Source organism: Nitrosomonas sp., from assembly GCA_031316255.1.
Lineage (GTDB): Bacteria > Pseudomonadota > Gammaproteobacteria > Burkholderiales > Nitrosomonadaceae > Nitrosomonas.
Genome location: JALDQW010000001.1, coordinates 2,003,362 through 2,021,883, shown reverse-complemented (window position 1 = coordinate 2,021,883; position 18,522 = coordinate 2,003,362). Strand labels below are relative to the sequence as shown.

At 44.7% G+C, this 18,522-nt stretch carries 15 protein-coding genes and 1 pseudogene; 3 read left to right on the top strand and 13 right to left on the bottom strand.

What is annotated here, in order from left to right; translation table 11 throughout:
* Positions 1-66 precede the first annotated feature (66 nt).
* The 4 genes and pseudogenes from istB to MRK00_09030 all read right to left on the bottom strand — a co-directional run bounded on the left by istB (position 67) and on the right by MRK00_09030 (position 2,556).
* Positions 67-813, bottom strand: a complete 747-nt coding sequence (gene istB / locus MRK00_09045; protein ID MDR4517518.1) for an IS21-like element helper ATPase IstB — start codon at positions 811-813, stop codon at positions 67-69.
* Complete coding sequence (locus MRK00_09040; GenBank protein MDR4517517.1) at positions 803-1,699, bottom strand: hypothetical protein; 897 nt, start codon at positions 1,697-1,699, stop codon at positions 803-805. Before MRK00_09040 ends, istB begins: the two co-directional genes overlap by 11 nt.
* Before the next feature lie 17 nt (positions 1,700-1,716).
* Positions 1,717-2,298, bottom strand: a complete 582-nt coding sequence (istA, locus tag MRK00_09035) for an IS21 family transposase (GenBank protein MDR4517516.1) — start codon at positions 2,296-2,298, stop codon at positions 1,717-1,719.
* Positions 2,299-2,415: 117 nt separating this feature from the next.
* A pseudogene (locus MRK00_09030) lies at positions 2,416-2,556 on the bottom strand (transposase).
* Positions 2,557-3,025: 469 nt separating this feature from the next.
* On the opposite strand from MRK00_09030, the gene MRK00_09025 reads away from it, so the two are divergent.
* Positions 3,026-3,783 (top strand): IS5 family transposase gene (locus MRK00_09025; protein MDR4517515.1). Its coding sequence is split into 2 segments (ribosomal slippage): positions 3,026-3,377 and positions 3,377-3,783, totalling 759 coding nucleotides; the frame shifts between segments, so codons are not numbered across the junction.
* Between the two features lie 254 nt (positions 3,784-4,037).
* Here the strand turns inward: MRK00_09025 and MRK00_09020 are convergent.
* On the bottom strand, positions 4,038-6,038 hold the full coding sequence (locus tag MRK00_09020; protein ID MDR4517514.1) for a TonB-dependent receptor plug domain-containing protein: 2,001 nt from the start codon (positions 6,036-6,038) through the stop codon (positions 4,038-4,040).
* 622 nt (positions 6,039-6,660) lie between these two features.
* Between MRK00_09020 and MRK00_09015 the strand changes: the two genes are divergently transcribed.
* Positions 6,661-6,975, top strand: a complete 315-nt coding sequence (locus tag MRK00_09015; protein MDR4517513.1) for a hypothetical protein — start codon at positions 6,661-6,663, stop codon at positions 6,973-6,975.
* 29 nt (positions 6,976-7,004) lie between these two features.
* Here the strand turns inward: MRK00_09015 and MRK00_09010 are convergent, their stop codons facing one another.
* The 6 genes from MRK00_09010 to MRK00_08985 all read right to left on the bottom strand — a co-directional run bounded on the left by MRK00_09010 (position 7,005) and on the right by MRK00_08985 (position 16,020).
* Positions 7,005-9,119 (bottom strand): TonB-dependent receptor plug domain-containing protein, encoded by a 2,115-nt coding sequence (locus MRK00_09010; protein ID MDR4517512.1) that lies wholly within the window; start codon positions 9,117-9,119, stop codon positions 7,005-7,007.
* A gap of 367 nt (positions 9,120-9,486) precedes the next feature.
* Positions 9,487-9,855, bottom strand: coding sequence for a hypothetical protein (locus MRK00_09005; GenBank protein MDR4517511.1), 369 nt, complete (start codon positions 9,853-9,855; stop codon positions 9,487-9,489).
* 326 nt (positions 9,856-10,181) lie between these two features.
* Positions 10,182-11,594, bottom strand: coding sequence for a threonine synthase (thrC, locus tag MRK00_09000; GenBank protein MDR4517510.1), 1,413 nt, complete (start codon positions 11,592-11,594; stop codon positions 10,182-10,184).
* 35 nt (positions 11,595-11,629) lie between these two features.
* Positions 11,630-12,943: a homoserine dehydrogenase gene (locus MRK00_08995; GenBank protein ID MDR4517509.1), complete on the bottom strand. Its 1,314-nt coding sequence runs from the start codon at positions 12,941-12,943 to the stop codon at positions 11,630-11,632.
* 88 nt (positions 12,944-13,031) lie between these two features.
* Positions 13,032-14,258, bottom strand: coding sequence for a pyridoxal phosphate-dependent aminotransferase (locus MRK00_08990; protein ID MDR4517508.1), 1,227 nt, complete (start codon positions 14,256-14,258; stop codon positions 13,032-13,034).
* 220 nt (positions 14,259-14,478) lie between these two features.
* Positions 14,479-16,020 (bottom strand): adenylyltransferase/cytidyltransferase family protein, encoded by a 1,542-nt coding sequence (locus MRK00_08985; GenBank protein ID MDR4517507.1) that lies wholly within the window; start codon positions 16,018-16,020, stop codon positions 14,479-14,481.
* 138 nt (positions 16,021-16,158) lie between these two features.
* Here MRK00_08985 and MRK00_08980 point away from each other — a divergent pair, with 138 nt between their 5' ends.
* Complete coding sequence (locus MRK00_08980; GenBank protein ID MDR4517506.1) at positions 16,159-16,758, top strand: hemolysin expression modulating protein; 600 nt, start codon at positions 16,159-16,161, stop codon at positions 16,756-16,758.
* An 87-nt stretch (positions 16,759-16,845) separates the two neighbouring features.
* Here MRK00_08980 and MRK00_08975 read toward each other — a convergent pair whose 3' ends face one another.
* A complete protein-coding gene (locus MRK00_08975; GenBank protein MDR4517505.1) occupies positions 16,846-17,472 on the bottom strand; it encodes a 5-formyltetrahydrofolate cyclo-ligase in 627 nt (208 codons plus the stop codon).
* 12 nt (positions 17,473-17,484) lie between these two features.
* Positions 17,485-18,513: an A/G-specific adenine glycosylase gene (mutY, locus tag MRK00_08970; GenBank protein ID MDR4517504.1), complete on the bottom strand. Its 1,029-nt coding sequence runs from the start codon at positions 18,511-18,513 to the stop codon at positions 17,485-17,487.
* Between the last annotated feature and the right edge of the window lie 9 nt (positions 18,514-18,522).

Sequence of the window (18,522 nt, the reverse complement as noted above, 5' to 3'; positions counted from 1 at the left end):
ATTGTCAATCGGCATTGAAAATTTTCCAGTCATCGGCGTCGAAAAGTTTCCACCTTGTTTAGTTGGTTAATTGGTTTTTATACATTGTTTTCGATGTTTGAAACGGTAAGAATCATTGCCGGTTTCCAGGATGTCGCAATGATGTGTAATACGGTCTAACAATGCAGTGGTCATTTTGGCATCGCCAAAAACCTGCACCCATTCACTGAATTTCAGGTTGGTCGTTATAATGAGTGAAGTGCGCTCATACAGCTGGCTGATCAAGTGAAACAGGAGTGCGCCACCTGATTCCGGGAAAGGCAGATAGCCCAGTTCATCAAGGATGACTGCGTCAATCTGAATGAGCCTTCTGGCCAGGTGTCCGGTTTTATTCAGTTGTTTTTCCTGCTCCAGCAGGTTAACCAAGTCCACAGCGTTGAAGAATCGAATGCGTTTGCCATGATGAATAGCGGCAACGCCCAGTGCTGTGGCCAAATGGGTTTTGCCGGTACCGGTGCCACCGACCAGGATGAGGTTATGTGCATCATCCATAAAAGCAGCCGTTGAGAGCTGTTCTATCTGTTGGCGTGAGAGTGGCGTTTCATTCCAGTCGAATTTCACCAGGTCGCGGTGGATTGGAAACTTTGCAGCCTTCATCTGGTATTTCAGGCTGCGTAGCTGGCGTTCGGCTATTTCGGCATTGATCAGTTGGCTTAATACGGTTTCCGGCGATATTTGCTTGCGTTGCGGCATTTCAGCGCTTAACTCAGACCAGGCGTCGCTCATGCCATACAGATGCAATGCTTTGAGTTGGGTAAGCAAGTCAGTGGACATGGCGGCTTCCAAGCAAATGATCGTAACGCTGGAAATCGGCCAGCGGTTCAGTGGTTAGTTGTAAGGTATCGCCGGTATTCAATGTCTTGGAACGAACTGGTTCAATCAAACGCCGTATAGCATTCTGCAACACACTGGCATTGACAACACCGGATTCCAACGCCAGTTCACAGGCTGTCTCAAGTGCATCAAGACCGGCTTCGCGGGTCAATAACAACAGATCAACAAAAGCGCGTTCATTTTTATCTTGCTTCTGAAGTTTCTCACGTACGTGACGGATCGATTCCGGTAGTTCCCAGTTCTGGAATGGCGCGCCGTGACGGATAGCACCGGGTTTCTTCTCCAGCACGGGCAAATAATGCCATGGATTACAGATCAGCTGATCGCGCAGGAAATTGCGTTGATGCGTCGCAATCGCTTTTCCCTCCGCCACAATATCAAGATGACCGGCAAATACTCTGACCGAAACCACCTTCCCGGACCATTGGGCCGGTACACTGTACTGATTCCGGTCAACACGCACCAGGCAGGTTCTGGAGACTTTCATCAGGTGCTCAACATAACCGGCAAATGGTGTTGTGATTTGCCGCAATAACGGTTGTTCCTGCTGAAAACATTCCGCAATGGTTTGTGCAAAATCAGGATGCTTCCTGTTTGACAGCTCATGACAACGCTGCGCCAGCCAGCGGTTTAAGTCATCCAGCGTTGCAAACTTTATGCGCGGCGTGAACAGCCATTCTCTGACATTACCCACCTGATTCTCTATCTGACCTTTCTCCCAGCCGGCCGCCGGCGTGCAGGCAACCGGTTCAAACAAATAGTGATTCGCCAATGCCATAAACCGCCGATTAAACTTTCTCTCTTTGCCCATCAAAACCGCATCCACAATTGTCTTGGGATTGTCTAAACCATCTGCAGCGGCACGCCACCAAAGAACGCAAATGCACGATTATGCGCATCCATCAGCATCTCCTGCGCTTCCCTGAAATAAGCGACGACAAACATCTTGCGGCTGTAACACAAACGAAAATGCGCCACCTTGACGACTTGTTCCCGCCCACCCAGATCAACAACTTCCTGACTCCAGTCAAATTGACAGACTTCACCGGGTTTAAACGCTAAAGGAACAAACGTTTGCCTGGGTGCCGGGGTATCCTTGTTCTCTGCTTTCCACTGCTTTACAAAACGCCGAACGCTGTCATAAGCGCCTGTATAACCTTCAATTATCAAACCTTCATATAATCGCATTGCTGTTCGACGCTGCTTTTGCGGTAGCAATGCCTCTGTTTCCAGCCAACTGGTCAATAACGCTTTAAATTCTCCTAGCTTCGGCGCACATTGCGTTTGACGCCGATATTCCGGTTCAGCCTCCGTCTTTAAATGTTTCCTGACTGTAGGACGGGACAGCCCCAATGAACGGGCAATTGAACTGATTTTTTCTTTACTGACAAAATGTCGCCTTCTGATTTCGGCAATTATATCCATCTCTATCACTCCAAAGTTCTCCAGCAAAATGCCGGTAATTTATCATCTCAGAGTGGAAACTTTTCAACGCCGATTTTCCAGAAAATTCTGGTAAGTTTTACATGCCGATTTACACTTAATAATGCAACCACCATCGTGACCACAACATGGGCAGCGAAAACCTTCCGGCCAACGTTGCTCAATCAATACTTGTGCGCAGCCTTATTCTGTACCGTATTGTTTCTGCCAATCCATCAAAATCATTTCTTTGTCATTCATCGCTATTTTTTCATCTCATTGATCTTACTAAATAAGACAGAAAAAACCGAGAATTGCTCATAGGCATAAAAATCTAAAAAAGACAAACTTAAAAATCCAATATTGAGTGTTATATTCTATATGTCTCATACTATTCGGCTTCTGTAGGCCTCACACACTCCAGGGTGTATGCGAAATTTGCAACCAGAGGACTATCCTTGAATTTGCTAGCAAGAAAGAGAAAATGATTTATGAAGTATGAAAATAATTACAGCGCCATCCCATTAAGAACATTAACCAATTGATACACAAAAAAAGCTTTCTATGCCTCATATAGTTTTTTGAGTAAAAAAATATTTTATATCAGCATATTGCTACAAGTACTGGTTTAGGTTAACGGGACAGCAGTGAAATAGTTTAGATAGTGTCGTCACAAGTTAGAAATTACTATATAATTATGCTGTAAGTGATTATTATAAATGGTAATAATATGTCAGAAGCTCATCGTAGACATGATCTGTCAGATCATGTCTGGTCGTTACTGGAACCCCATTTGCCAGGGCGATCGTGGGGAGGTGTTGCAAAAGATAATCGTCAGTTTATCAACGCGGTATTCTGGATTTTACGTACGGGCGCACCCTGGCGGGATTTGCCGCCGGATTACGGCGACTGGAAGAACACGCATCGACGATTTTGCCGATGGCGGGACAAAGGGGTTTGGGAAAAGTTACTGGAATTACTGGTCAATGATCCGGACTACGAATGGTTAATGATTGATGCCAGTCATATTAAAGTACATCCGCATGCATCTGGCGCGAAAGGCGGGAACCAAGCGATGAATCGCACAAAAGGGGGCTCAACACGAAATTACACCTGGCCGTGGATGCGCATGGTATGCCGGTCCGAATGTTTATTACAGACGGTACCACAGCGGATTGTACACAAGCTGTTGAATTAATCAGAGGCATCAATGCCGACTATTTGTTGGCTGATCGGGCTTATGATACCAATGAGATAGTTGAACACTGTGAGACTAAACAAATAGAACCAGTAATTCCATCGAAGAAAAATCGTATTCGCCCGCGTAATCATGATAAAAACTTATACCAATATCGACATTTAGTGGAAAATGCATTCTTACATCTAAAGCGTTGGAGAGGCATTGCAACACGATATGCGAAGAATGCTGCATCGTTTCTGGCGGCTGTCCATATACGATGCATCGCTATTTGGGCTAGTATCTCGTGACGACACTCTCTAGTAAAACTGATCATTTTGAGCCGGAATTAGTATTCATGTTGAAACATCGCGTGACAAAACAGTCAACAAGCAGTATATGATCGCACGGTTACCGGGGTACAATTACCCCCCAAATGGGACAGCACTTTTTTTATACATTGTTTCCGAGGCTTGAAGCGATCAGATTCATTGTCAGTTTTCGAGATTTCCTGCTATTTTTTGGTTCGTGTATTATTCGGACTAATCGACTTCTGAAGTTTTGTTCAAAAACTCTTACGTACTGTCAACATCACTGATGCCGGCTCGGTCCAGTATGCCCCCGGTTGTAAAAAATTCCTGCGACTCAACTCTTTATCTACGAGCGCCAGAATATTAAACCCATCAATACGTACATTCAATTTTTTACCGAATTGTCTGGACAATCCAATATTCCATAAAACAGATGTTTTGTAAGCGTCCTTCGGAAAGGCAACACCAACAGCTGACAAGCCTTCTTTAATACGTTGAAAACTCCAGTTCATCACCAATGAGCTAGAGACTTGATAACCATTCCTAAATTGTTTTTCCAGGATCAATTTAGATTGATTGTCTGGGAAGCTGTAGAAGAATTGACCAAAATTAGTGGCATCCCGATTTGTCGCGCCATAGTTGTGCAGCAAAGTGCCGTTAAAAATTTTGGTTGTATAGCTGAGCCGTGCTTCCACCCCCATATTCTGATAGCGACTAAAAATGCTGTGAAAGTTACTGAGGGTTCGCCAGTTCCACCAGGGTGTGACGCTGGCGTCGGTTTTATCTGTTAACTGGTGCTGATAGGTAAACTCCAGGTTATTGACCGAATCGGGTATAATCTTCGCTGTATTCTCAATATCATTTAGAAAATTGCGCACATCATCTTCAGGTAAAAACCGGACAGCTCGGCTGTAAACCACTTTTATTGTATTATTATTTTCCAATTGTTTAATGATCGCGAGTCGGGGAGAAAATGAAGTTTTGGCGTGTTCATGAAAGTCGACGCGGCCTCCAGCAAAAAAAAACCAATCTTCACTAGGTTTCCAGTTTATTTCGCCCAGTATGGCATGGTTAAAGATCGACCAAGGTTTAATTCCTTTTGATACCAGAAGAACCGCCTGGTGATCCCGGTTACCTTTCTCAATACTGCGTTGACCAAGCCGATTATGTCTGAATTCATACCCAAAAGCAGTTTTTATACTTGAATTCTTGGGTTCCCAGCGAATCAAATTGCGCGAAACCAGATGGTCTTCGCGATCGGAATGACTGGTAAAAACAGATACGGGCGCATTCTGCGCGAAATCAAGTACATCATACGATGCATTGAGCTCCAGAGTGGCCGCGTCACTCAATTTAATCTTCCGAGTTAATGAAGTAGAAGCTTGTTGATAAAAATATTGTATACCATCAGGGAAATCGGCGTTCCGGTCTAGAGTAGGAGATTCGGTGGCTAATGGTAGTGTCGTATTAACCGGATTCTTAATCCCACCTCGCACGTAACGTATCCATCCGGTCCAGGATTCATCGTCATACTGCATATGAAACTTATACTTATTCTGGCCTTCGTAGTTCTCACGCAAATGCGGATTCTGATACGGAACTGGTGCCCCGGAGAACACTTCACGGCCATCAAATGTGACACCGGTTTGGTCTGAAAAAAATGGTGCCGAATGCGGTGAGGATCCAGGCTGCCAGGCCATACCGGCATAAATAAACAAACCTTTATTATCATCCAACCGCCGCCCATGTCGAAATTCGAACGTACTTAAAAATTCACCGAATCCTTGCCGAAGGGAGACATCCGTTCCCGAAAAAGTCAAACCGGTATATGTGGTTACATCAATTAGTCCACTAGTTGCACCGCTTCCACGAACGGTTCCGCCCGCACCATTCAACACGCCGATATGCTGAATGTCCCCTAACAAGGGAATATCACGTTCTGTCAATGTGCCGCGTTGTGAAAGATTACGTGATTCAAGTCCATTGATAACATAAAGATATCGATTTCTGGCTGCTTCGCCGCGTAAACCGAGCACAGGCATACCAAATTGATCATGAACTACATGTGCTCCTGGCACCAGTACTTCGAGCGCTTGGTTAAGGTCACGAAATCCGTGAATATCGAGTCGCTTTGCACCAATTAACGTGACTGAACCGGGTATTTCTTTTTCACTTGTAGGTGTAAGAGAAATGGACTGTAGAGTTTTTATACTTGATAGATCAGATAAAGACAAAGCCAATAATTTCTGAAGCAATTCGTCTATCTGAGGATTTGTTAGGTCGCGAGTAGAATCAGTTTGAGTTGCATACAGAAATTGACAAAAGCATAGTAAGCAAAAAAAAATAAAAATCAAAAAAGTATTTCTATTCAATGCTAGTTGAGTTTGAATGTTACGTACTAGACCATGCAATTAGTTATTAAGCCTGATTATAAGCTGTTGATTCAACCGGTTAGAACTTTAATTATAGAATAAGTTAAATTACTTAACAACTACAGGTTAAAATTAGTTTACTCGTTATTGATTGAAACCAATCAGTTCCCTCACACACCATTTTAGTTATTGCATAAATATGGTAATTTTAATCGAGACCACTTTAAAAGTCCTGCCAGCATAAATGTCAAGGTGAATTTGTTCTTAACCTCAGTCTTTGTTTTATTTTGAAGTCATTTTTTGCTAAAACAACGCGTATATTATGTTTTGAAGATAGAATAAATTCGCCCTGAGCATAATGTAGCACGGCCTATTTTTTTCTGTTCTTATGTAGTAATATGCTAGCATAGCAATTCATAAAAAAAAAATGCCTCATAGATGCAAATGGGATAGTAAGTATTCATTTATAGCTGAGTTTACAGGAAGAGTTAACCTTGAGGAGATCATGTTATGCGACTCATTTTTTGAAGGCAATGAATACCTTGAAAGTGCAGTGGTGACTCTCTGGGATTTCAGTGCAATAGAAGATTTTGATCTTAGCAATAGTGACATAGAAGCCATTGCTGTTCTTGATCGTATCACGTCTTTTATGAATAATAGAGTTACCGTATTACTGGTATTTAGAAAGGAACATTGCAATTATGGAAGATTATATCGTTTTTACGCCAGGAGCTTGAGCTGGACTATTGAAATCTTTACAGACCGAGCGAAAGCAGATTATTCAAAATTATTATTGCTTAAAATAGCTTCTTTAAAATAGAATGTTATATCAATTAAGGTTGCTTACGATTAAAATTGAATAGTGATCCCTCCTGCAACAGTCGCCGCTTCCAGTCGATACCCTCCAGTAGGTTCGCGGAACAAGCGTTTATTTAAATCCTGATCAAACCATCCCAGGACGTTATAGAAATTCAAAGATAATCTCGTCGAGCGGGTGACATTGTGCTGTAAGGCAAAATTCAGATATATTTGCTCTTTAAAGGGTTTCTTCCAGTCAGCCGTAATAATGTCTCTACCGTCAGCAACAAGTTTGTTCCGAAAATCCTTTGAACCGTCATATCCCCAAAACGCTCTAAGAGTCGTGTCAAACCTAGTGCGATCCGTCAGATTCCAGCTATACCAGAATTTACCCGAATGTGTTGCCCAGTTTGCTAAATCTGATCCAAACCCAAATGGCCGTGCTGTGATAAATGTTGATTGATCAAACAAATCAAAATCGATGAGTTTGGTGTATGCATAAGAAAATCGAACTCGATGATCGCCAAATGATTTATCAATCTCCAGTTCGCTACCCCATTGTTCTTGATTGCCTAACACTTCAGTTCGTCGAATAGTATCATCCCAACCAATTGCATCAAGATCGATATAGAATAGACTGATGCCTGTAAATAATCCATTGTTTTTATATTCATAACGCCCTTCTACACTGTTTAGCTTTTCCGGCTTGCTCTGAGAAAAATTGTTTAAAGCAGCTTCGCGGTTATCCTGAGCAATGTTCATACGTTGGGAGACTGCATATAAAAGTTTGAACGTATTTTTGTTGTCGGGGTGATAAACTAAGGACGCCCGCGGTGAGAATAATGCCCCGGTATAAGTATTCTGATCGACACGCCCTCCGAGAAAAGTTGTAAAATATTTGTGCGGTCGCCACTGCCATTCGCCAAACACAGACCAGGTTACTGTGTCCCATGGCTCGTTCCGAATATTATCGACACCATATATTTCGTAAGAAATAGCGGAACCCAGGGCAATATCCGATTTTTCATTAGCGCTCCAGTTAGCAGTCATTCTGGCGAATAGTTCGTTTTCTCTGTACTTGTTCGGAGGTTCTGCAGGATTTAAAACACTTTTGAAAATTTTAGTCGTGTCATAACTGAGCATGAAATTCACATTCCAGTCATTATGCCAGGAATAGTCATGTTCCAAAGTGGCGGTAAATTGTTCATATCCAACCTCCGTTATGCGTTCTTCTGCCAGGTTTGGGAGAAATGCCGGTTCCGATTGCCAAGGTAGTGGCAAAGGAAAGGTTCTGCCAGCGCGGTTATAACGCAGCCAGAATTTGGTGTCTTTGTAATTCAAATTCAAGTGACCTTTTAAATTTGCTTTTCCGCGAAAACCCTGGCCATCTCTGACCCGGGTGGGAAACGGATTGTCACGGGGCACAAAGTCACCGGTCGCAAAACTTGTCGCATCAGCACCAAAAGCAAGTGGAGCGTCTTTGTTACTGGCCCCCACCATGTCCGCTGCTTCACCGTACATGTAAATTCCCAGCCCATTATCGAGTTGTTTGCTGAAAAAAGCCTCTGCAGCTTTAAAATCAGAACCTTGTCCGACTCTAAATCCAGCACCTTTTCCCTTGACCGAATTGGCATCGTGCGTAGTAATATCAATCACCATAGATACCGCACCAAGACCGAATATGGGCGATCCGGCACCGCGAATAACGTCAATATGCTTGATATCCCCCATAAACGGAAAGTCCCGTTCTGTAATCGCGCCGCGAGCGGTGCGTTCATTCATGGTTCGGCCGTTAACACGAATTAATACTTTATCTTCTCGATCACTCGTAATTCCGCGTATACCGATATGTGGCAGTTCCCAATGATGGTTGATACTTTGCAGACCCGGAACAATGATTTCCAACAATTCATTTAGGGAACGTGCGCCAATGGCCTGGATATCGCGATGATCGATTCGAGTCACAGCCGCAGGTGTTTTGTTTTTCGCTGTGAGGGTAAGCGACCCGACTTTTTCGTACCTGAATTTAGCCAGCGCGGCTAAGTCTGCCTCCAGTAACGACAAAGTTTTTGGATCGACTTTTCCTTTAACCGATTGTGAATATGTATTGTGACTGAAACTAAAGATGACGAAAAAGAACGAAAAACCCCAGTCACTTAGCTTCATATTTGAAAACCTTCATTTGAATGAAAGTTATTAACAGTTTAATACTTTAAATTCCGTATTTTACACTACCAGATTCTTTTTTATTCTTTAATATTTTTAGTTTACGATGCTGTCCAAGAATTTGTCTGATTAAAAATTATATGCATTTAGCAACGCTACTGTCCCGTTAATGGCATTAACCAATTGATATAGAAAAGAAAAATCTTCCACATCCCAAGCATTTTTTGAATAAGAATGACCCTTTATTTCAATATATTGCAACACATATAGGTATCGGTTAACGGTACAGCAGTAAAATACAAAACAAAAAAAAAACTCACCTAAGTGAGTTTTTTTTGTTTACGATCTAACGATTTATATCGCTGCTCTAGCCCTCAATATTGTCTGAGTTGCTGGAAGACACAGATACCGGTTGGAAGTTTTGTTCTGCTGCCATTTTTTCATGATAAGCAGCTTTTTCCAGATTTTCAGTCATGGCCATTTCAAAGTTACGAAGTTTAAACTCCACGTGCTGTTTGAAAGTTTTAGCATTTCTACCAAAAAACGCAGTACGTGGCTTGTTTCTGACTGCCTCTATTTCTTCTTCTATCTTGGCCTGGTATTCTTCAGCCTGTTGTTTGTATTGTTGAGCTAGTGTTAAATGATTAACTTGGTCAGCGGCAAAAATGCTTACTGGTAAAGAAACTAAAATAAAAGCAAGTATTGATGTGATTGTGAGTGTTTGTACTGTTTTCATGATATAACCTCCTGCATTAAATTTGTTCATCGTGAAAACAAGTTTAAGCAAATCCAAAAACTTTGCATATTGGGATTACCATTAATCTTGTCTAGGGGAAACCATTAGTCAGGCGTTTGTCGTTTTTTTATTTCTGCCAAGCAAGCCAGATAATCAACCAACATTGATTTGAATCCAAAAGTTAACGGAGCAGCAGTAATCTGTATTACCAAAACTGTAATAAAGCAAAACCACGTGACATGCTGTTGTCAGTTTTAACTGCCAATCAATCCACTCGCAATTGCGCAGGTTAATCCAGGGTGTACTGAACCCCAGACAAGTTACTGTTAATCGCCCGCCTGCTCGGCAACAAATGACTTTATCGCCGCAACATCGGCCTCCTTGACCACAAACCGTTGCAGCAAATCTTCCAGATGTTCATAACCTGCAGGACGTGGCGGTTCCTGCCCGATGGCTTCCTGTATGCTCTCAGAGAATTTGGCCGGCTGCGCGGTTTCCATGCAGATTAGCGGCACATCGCTGTCATGCAGAGCTTGACCGACTTTTAATCCATCGGCAGTATGCGTGTCGACCAGCACCTGATATTTTTGATAGATTTCCCGTATTGTTTCAATACGGGCGGCATGATTGCTGCTGCCGGATACAAATCCGAAGTCTTTGACTTTTTCAAACAAAGGCGTTACGGACAGATCAAAGGCCTGCCCTTTATCGACGGCTGACCATAATTCGGCGACTTTACTGGCGTCTCTGCCTGTCAGATCGAAAATAAAACGCTCAAAGTTGGATGCTTTGGAAATATCCATCGACGGGCTGCTGGTATGCTTTGTCTCAACAGTGGTACGCGGACGGTAAACACCTGTTCGGAAAAATTCATCAAGCACGTCGTTTTCATTGGTCGCGAGGATCAGTTGTTTGACCGGCAGTCCCATCATACGCGCGACATGGCCTGCACAAATATTGCCGAAATTACCCGAGGGCACTGCAAACGAAACCTGCTCGTCATTCGACTGCGTTGCGGAAAAATAGCCTTTGAAATAATAAACAATCTGCGCAACCACCCGCGCCCAGTTGATTGAATTGACCGTTCCGATACGATATTTCTGCTTGAACGCATGATCGTTACTGACCGCCTTGACGATATCCTGACAGTCATCAAATACACCGCGTATGGCGATGTTAAATATATTTTCATCCTGCAGCGAGAACATCTGCGCTGTCTGGAAACGGCTCATTTTTTCGTGCGGCGACAGCATAAATACGCGGATGCCTTTCTTACCACGCATGGCATACTCAGCGCTGGAACCGGTATCACCCGATGTTGCGCCGAGAATATTGAGTTCTTCACCTGTTTTTGCCAGCGTGTACTCAAACAGATTGCCCAACAACTGCATGGCAATGTCCTTGAATGCCAGTGTCGGGCCGTTGGACAATGCGAGAATATGAAAACCGGGTTTAAGCGTTTTAAGCGGAGTAATGTCATCACTGCCGAATATTTCTGCGGTATAGGTACGGTTAATAATTGCGCGCAGATCTTCGGTTGGAATATCATCGATAAAGCGCGACAGGATTTCAAATGCCAGCGCCCGATAGTCCATATCGCGCCATTGTTGCAATTCATCAGCAGAAATCCTTGGGTACGCTTCGGGAATGGCCAGCCCGCCGTCGGGCGATAAACCACTCAACAGAATTTCGGAAAAAGATTTTGGCGGCATGCCGCCGCGGGTTGAAATATAACGCATATCGGAAATTATGGAGCGACTTGTTAGTCGATTGGTTAATCGTTTAGTTCTTCAATACGAATACGCGTCACCTGACCCTTCACTACCGGCAGAGCCTCTATTCTTTGAATCGCGGTATTGGTATTTTTCTCAGCAGTTTTGTGCGTCAGCATGATGACTTTTGCTTGATTACCTTCGCCAACGCTTTCCTTTTGAACAACGGCACTGATTGACATATTACAGTCAGCCAGAATGCGCGTAATTTCTGCCAGAACACCGGGCTGATCCACCACTTGCAAACGCAGGTAACAGGCCGTCTCAACCTCTTCCATCGGCAATACCGGTGTATCCGACAACAGATCCGGCTGGAAAGAAAGCGTCGGTACGCGATGCATCGGATCAGCTGTCTGCATGCGCGTGACATCAACCAGGTCGGCTATCACTGAACTGGCTGTTGGCTCAGCGCCCGCCCCTGCACCATAATACAATGTCGCCCCCACCGCATCGCCTTTGACCACCACGGCATTCATGACCCCTTCTACATTCGCGATCAAGCGGCGTTCCGGTATTAAAGCCGGATGCACGCGCAGCTCTATTCCCTTCTGAACCCGCTTAGTAATACCCAGCAGTTTAATGCGGTAACCCAATTCTTCAGCATAACTGATATCGTCCTGCGTCAATTTGGTAATGCCTTCGATGTAGGCTTTATCGAACTGAACAGGAATACCAAACGCGATTGCAGACATAATGGTGATTTTATGTGCGGCATCGATACCTTCAATGTCATAGGTAGGATCCGCTTCTGCATAACCCAGTTGTTGTGCTTGTTCCAGCACCGGCGCAAACGGCAGGGATTTTTCACGCATTTCCGAGAGAATGAAGTTGGCTGTCCCGTTAATTATACCGGCAATCCACTCTATCCGGTTGGCCGTCAGGCTTTCCCGTAGCGCCTTGATGATGGGAATGCCACCCGCCACAGCGGCCTCATATGCTACCATTACGCCTTTCTCACGCGCCGCTGCAAAAATCTCGGTTCCATGATTGGCCAGTAAAGCCTTATTGGCGGTCACGACATGCTTACCCTGTGCTATGGCGCTCAGAATAAGATCCTTGGCAATGGTTGTCCCGCCAATCAGTTCAACGATAATATCGATATCCGGGTTGGAAACGACATCGGCCGCATTATCCGTCACAACAACATCGCCGTCGGCAAAGCTGCGCGCTCTTTCCAGATCGCGATCTGCAATCATGGTAATCAAGATACCGCGCCCTGCCCGGCGTGTTATTTCTTCCTGATTTCTTTTGAGCACAGTATATGTGCCGCCCCCTACGGTACCAATACCGAGCAAGCCAACTTTTATGGGTTTCATCATTTCAGTTTTAATGGATTTATTGAATAAATAGTTTGATTGTGTAAACGTTGTATACGTAATTTAGACCGCTACTCGCAAAACATGATCAGGTTGAACGCCGTTTACGGTAGCGATGCAAAAAATGCGAGATACGGCCAATGGCCTCTGCCAAGTCATCCGTATTCGGCAGGAAAACCACACGAAAATGATCGGGGTTCATCCAGTTGAACCCGCTGCCCTGAACCAGCAAGACTTTTTCCTCAAGCAACAAATCCAGCACCAGTTGCTGGTCATCGATAACCGGATATATTTTGGGATCGAGTCTCGGGAACAAATACATGGCTGCCTGCGGTTTATAACAACTCACTCCAGGAATTTCCGTGAGCAACTCCCAGGCAACATCGCGCTGTCGTTTCAGGCGACCTGTCGGCATGGTCAGGTCATAAATGCTCTGATACCCACCGAGAGCAGTCTGTATGCCAAATTGTGAAGGCACATTTGCGCATAATCGCATCGAGGCAAGCATATTTAATCCGGCAATATAATCCGTCGCATGACTTTTCTCACCGGACACTATCGCCCAGCCGGAGCGAAAACCTGCCGCCCGGTAATTCTTGGACAAGCCGTTGAATGTAATAAACAGAACATCGTCCGCCAGTGATGCGATCGAAGTATGGGTCGCACCATCATACAGAATTTTGTCATAAATTTCGTCTGAATAAATAATCAGCTGATGCTGACGCGCAATTTCAATCAGTTCTAACAACAACTCCCTAGGATAAAGCGCACCTGTCGGGTTATTGGGATTAATGATGACAATCGCGCGCGTGCGATGATTAATTTTTGAACGGATATCGTCCAGATCGGGCAACCAGCCGGCCTGCTCATCACACATGTAATGCTTTGCAATACCCCCCGAAAGCACGACGGCTGCTGTCCATAATGGATAGTCCGGCATTGGTATCAATACTTCATCGCCATTATCCAGCAGTGCCTGCATGGCAATAACCACCAATTCCGAAACACCATTGCCGATAAAAATATCATCCATCTGCACATTCGGGATCTTTTTTTCCTGGGAATAATGCATAATCGCTTTTCGTGCTGCAAAAAGGCCTTTGGAATCACAATATCCCGATGCCTCGGTTAAATTGTGAATCACATCCTGAAGAATTTCTTCAGGAACCTCAAACCCGAATGTAGCCGGATTACCAATATTAAGCTTGATAATATGATGGCCTTCTTCCTCCATGCGCCGGGCGCGCTCAAGTACCGGCCCACGAATGTCATAACACACATTGGCTAATTTGCTGGATTTCGTTATTGGTCGCATGTTAATTGTTTGTATCGACTCTTAGTTTTCAAACAGTTATCAAAACTGTATCAATCAAAAAAACGCATTATTATATACTCAATAAGCACAAGAAAAAATCCAGGACACTGCTAAAAACCCGTATTTTGTTACAATACGGCATTGATTCCCGCCTTGTTTTGTGTAAAACCCTGAATTTCTGGGGTGCCTACCCTGTGTTGTGTTCACTACAGTTCAAACGCTACTTTGCACCGGATGTCCCCAAAATACGCTGAACAATCTCCGTTGTAGAAATACCGGACGTATAGTCGAGCTCCCTCACCATTTCCACGGGAAGCAATGCGCATTGCTGATACTTATCAGCACGCTCTTTATCGTTGGCGCAGGCAAATGTATAGATATCAAATCCATGCAGCCGCATGAATTCCACCGTTGCATTAACGGGGCTGTCAGTCAGCACGGCATCCACATATTTACAGGCGGCGACAGCAACCACACGTTCTGATTGCTTCATTACCGGAAGCTTTCCCTTGTTTTCCAGAACACGCTGATCCGGAACTACACATACGGTCAGATGTGTGCCCAAAGACCGTGCGGTTTTTAGAAAATTAATATGGCCAACATGAAACAAATCTGCCACCATACGCGTATATATCCGCCGCTGGGGCCTGTTCAGCGGCCATACCGGCATGTCCTGTCCGGTACGTATGATGATACGCTCCAGCCATTGCCGGCTGCGTAATGCCAGCAAGTCATCCGGATCTTTTAGTGCGATTTGGTGCGCATAACTCCATGCTTTGACCAGATCACCGGATAACCAGTGCTTGACAAGCCGATGATACGCATAGCAGCGCACCAGCAGCGTAAACTTTTCCAGATTCAGCGCCGAGATTACCGTATCCCAGAGCGGATTTGGCGTACGCCAGTCACCGTAAAACGCAGTCAGAATCTTTTCCGGCCGCTTGGGATACCAGATTTCGCCCAGCGCAGACTTTCGTTGCGTCAATTCAAATGCCGGAAAAATCGAAACGCGCTGATATTCAGCCGGATATTCCGGTATAGAAAAACCACCGGCAATCAGTTGGTCGTTCCGGTGTTCCAATCCACAGACATCAAGTGTTATTCCGGATTCGTCATGAACGTAATCACGGTAGTTCCGATAAACAATACGCTTTGGCACTGGCGACCAGCCATTTTTTTCCAGTATCCGGCAACACGCGTCAAAAGCGTTCATCCACACTGCAATATCAATATCTTTGTCGAAATCAAGCAGTTTTCCTTCACGCTCGAGTCCCAGTAGAGTTCCGGCAAACGGAAATGCCGGTATATCCTGCTGTGCAAGCATTGTACAGGTCGACCATAATAATTGTTCCGCATACCCTGAAGTAAACAGATTCTTTCCGGCATCCTGTTTTTTGCGATTTACCCGCGCCGCAGGCGCTTTACCGGAACATGCAAACGCCATTAAGTGATTCAACGCACGGTCAAAATAATCACGGGATGACTCCAGATCGAGCAGAAAAAAATATGCCGTCGCCAATAAATGCGCCCAGTGCGCTTTCTGCACATCATTCTGGGCCAATGAATATATCTTTTTTGCATAGACCGGCACTTCCGATGTACGATTTACACGCATAGCCCAAGAACACCAGAGCCTAGCCACATCAGCAGACATCGGGAATTTTTTTTTCAAAGCATTGAGCTGATTCCCGGCTCGAGTCAAATTGCCGTTCACAATGTACCGCTTTGCCTGCAGCAAAGCATCACTTTCATCTGTATTCATTATTAAAAAGCTTGAATTTTGATTTCAATTTGATAATATTGAGAATTAATCTCATTATTATTTGCATTATTGAATAAAATTGCAATGGATAATTATGGTGGAAAATTTTAAACATATTTTTTGTATTGGAGGCATAGTATGACTGTAGAAATTATAAATCGTCCGAACGTCAGTTCATCAGGGATAGTTGAAATTATCGATGGCATTGAAATTGAGGGATTCGGCTCGGGCGGATTCGGTAAAGATGACTTTCTTTACATCGGCGATGGACTGGACAATTTCATTGAAGCCAGTTTCGGTAATGACGAACTCGAAGGTAATGACGGTAACGACACCCTAAAAGGAGGCGCTGGAAACGATATTATTGATGGCGACTCGGGCAATGACGATCTGGACGGGCAAGGCGGTACTGACAAATTATTTGGTGGTTCCGGTGATGACATCTTGCGAGCCGGTGGCGGCCATGATCAGCTGTCTGGAGGTCTTGGGAACGATACCTTTGGTTTTTATAACCTGGGTTTTTTTCGAGTGAATGACTTTACACCAGGAGAAGACCGATTGTTTTTCGATACCGCGGCAATAGGCATCGACAGCCTTGACAAACTGGTTCCGTTTGTAACGGCAGTCAAACAAAGTGAAGAAAGTCTGAAAATTGAATTCGGATCTAATCTCTGGATTGATCTTGTCGGCATTCAGCTTAGCGAGCTATCACCGGATATGATTGTTTTCGAGATATAGTCATTAGAAACTTCACAAAACAATTGCGAAACCCGGCGAATAAACATGACGTAAACCGTCAGCAGGGTTTTGCAATTATTTACTTTTTCAGGCTATGGCATTATCCAATGCACACTGTTTTATCGAGACCGGCTTGAGTATCTGTTGATCAGCCTGAAAAATCCCGGCCTCAGTCACCACATACTGCATCGCAATATCGTGCAATTGCGGATGTACATTGTCCAGCCGCTGTAATTCAAAAGCCACGCCAATTGTTAGCGGGCATGTTGAATATGTTGCCAGTGTACGATCAAAATAACCGCTGCCATAACCAAGCCGGTAGCCTTGTTCATCGAAACCGACCATCGGCACAATCAGGGCATCCGGTTGAATGCAAGGTGTTCCCTGCGGTACCGGAATATTGTAGGCGCCTGCCCTCATTGGCGCATCCGGCCACCATTCGCGAAAACAAAGCGGCCTGTTTTTATCAATGACTTCCGGCAAAGCCAGGGTCGCACCTGCTTCCATAAAATACCGAACCGCATCCCTCGGATCATATTCACCGCGAAACGGCCAGTATAGGCTGATGTTCATTTTTTTTAAACCCGGGAATCCTTGCTGCAAAGCGGCAGAAATCGTCAAACTCCATTGCCGGTGCAACGCATCGGACACTGCCATACGATCCGCAATGATTTTTTTTCGTACGCTTTTTCGCCACGCTTGCCAGCTTTCCATTATTTGTTATTTTCAGTATAAAAAATGTTTCTGAATCAATTTCTTGACTGGCGCCGGTATCCCCAGTTCAAGTACCTTGTTGGGTTGTACCCAGATCAACGAATCCGGGATATCTTTTTTTGTGCTCACATCCTGAAGAAAAGGCGTTATCGACAACTTGAAATGTGTAAAAGTATGCAGCAGCCTCGGCAATTCGACAGGCTGTGCCTTGTGCATCTCAAATATACAATGATCATCGAGCCGCTTTTCAGGAAAACACCATAAACCGCCCCAAATCCCAGTGTCGGGTCTTCTTTCCAACAATAACTTCTGCTTGCCGCGGTAAATCATAAATACAGTTTCTTTTACGGTCAGATGTTTTTTTGGCCTGGGTACGGGTAACAGCGCAATGCGGTTTTCAATCCTCGCAATACAGGCCTTTTGCAACGGGCACTGACCGCAAAGCGGTTTGCGGCGCATGCACACTGTAGCTCCCAGATCCATGAGAGCCTGCGTATACACCTTGATTGCATCCGGGGCACCCGTCTCAGGCAATGATTCTTCAGCCAAACGCCATAATTCCTTCAGCGTAGCAGATTCACCCGGATATCGCCCAATTCCAAAATAACGGGCAAAAACGCGTTTGACATTTCCGTCCAGAATTGCTTCCCGCCGACCAAAGGCAAAAACGGCTATCGCCGCCGCAGTCGAACGGCCTATACCGGGTAGTTGCTGTATATCCTCACGTTGCCCGGGAAATACATTCCGATGATTTTGCACGATCCTGCAGGCAGTCTGATGCAAATGCCGTGCACGCGCGTAATACCCCAACCCACTCCAGTGTGCCAGCACTTCATCGATAGGTGCCTGCGCCAGACTAGAAATATCGGGAAATCGTTCTGTAAACCGCTGATAGTACGGGATGACGGTACTCACCTGAGTTTGTTGCAGCATGATTTCTGATATCCACACCGCATACGGATCCGAATTTTCTTGCCAGGGCAGATGATGACGTCCGCTTTTTTTCTGCCATGAGATTAATTGTTCGGCAATACTCGACATTGAACACCC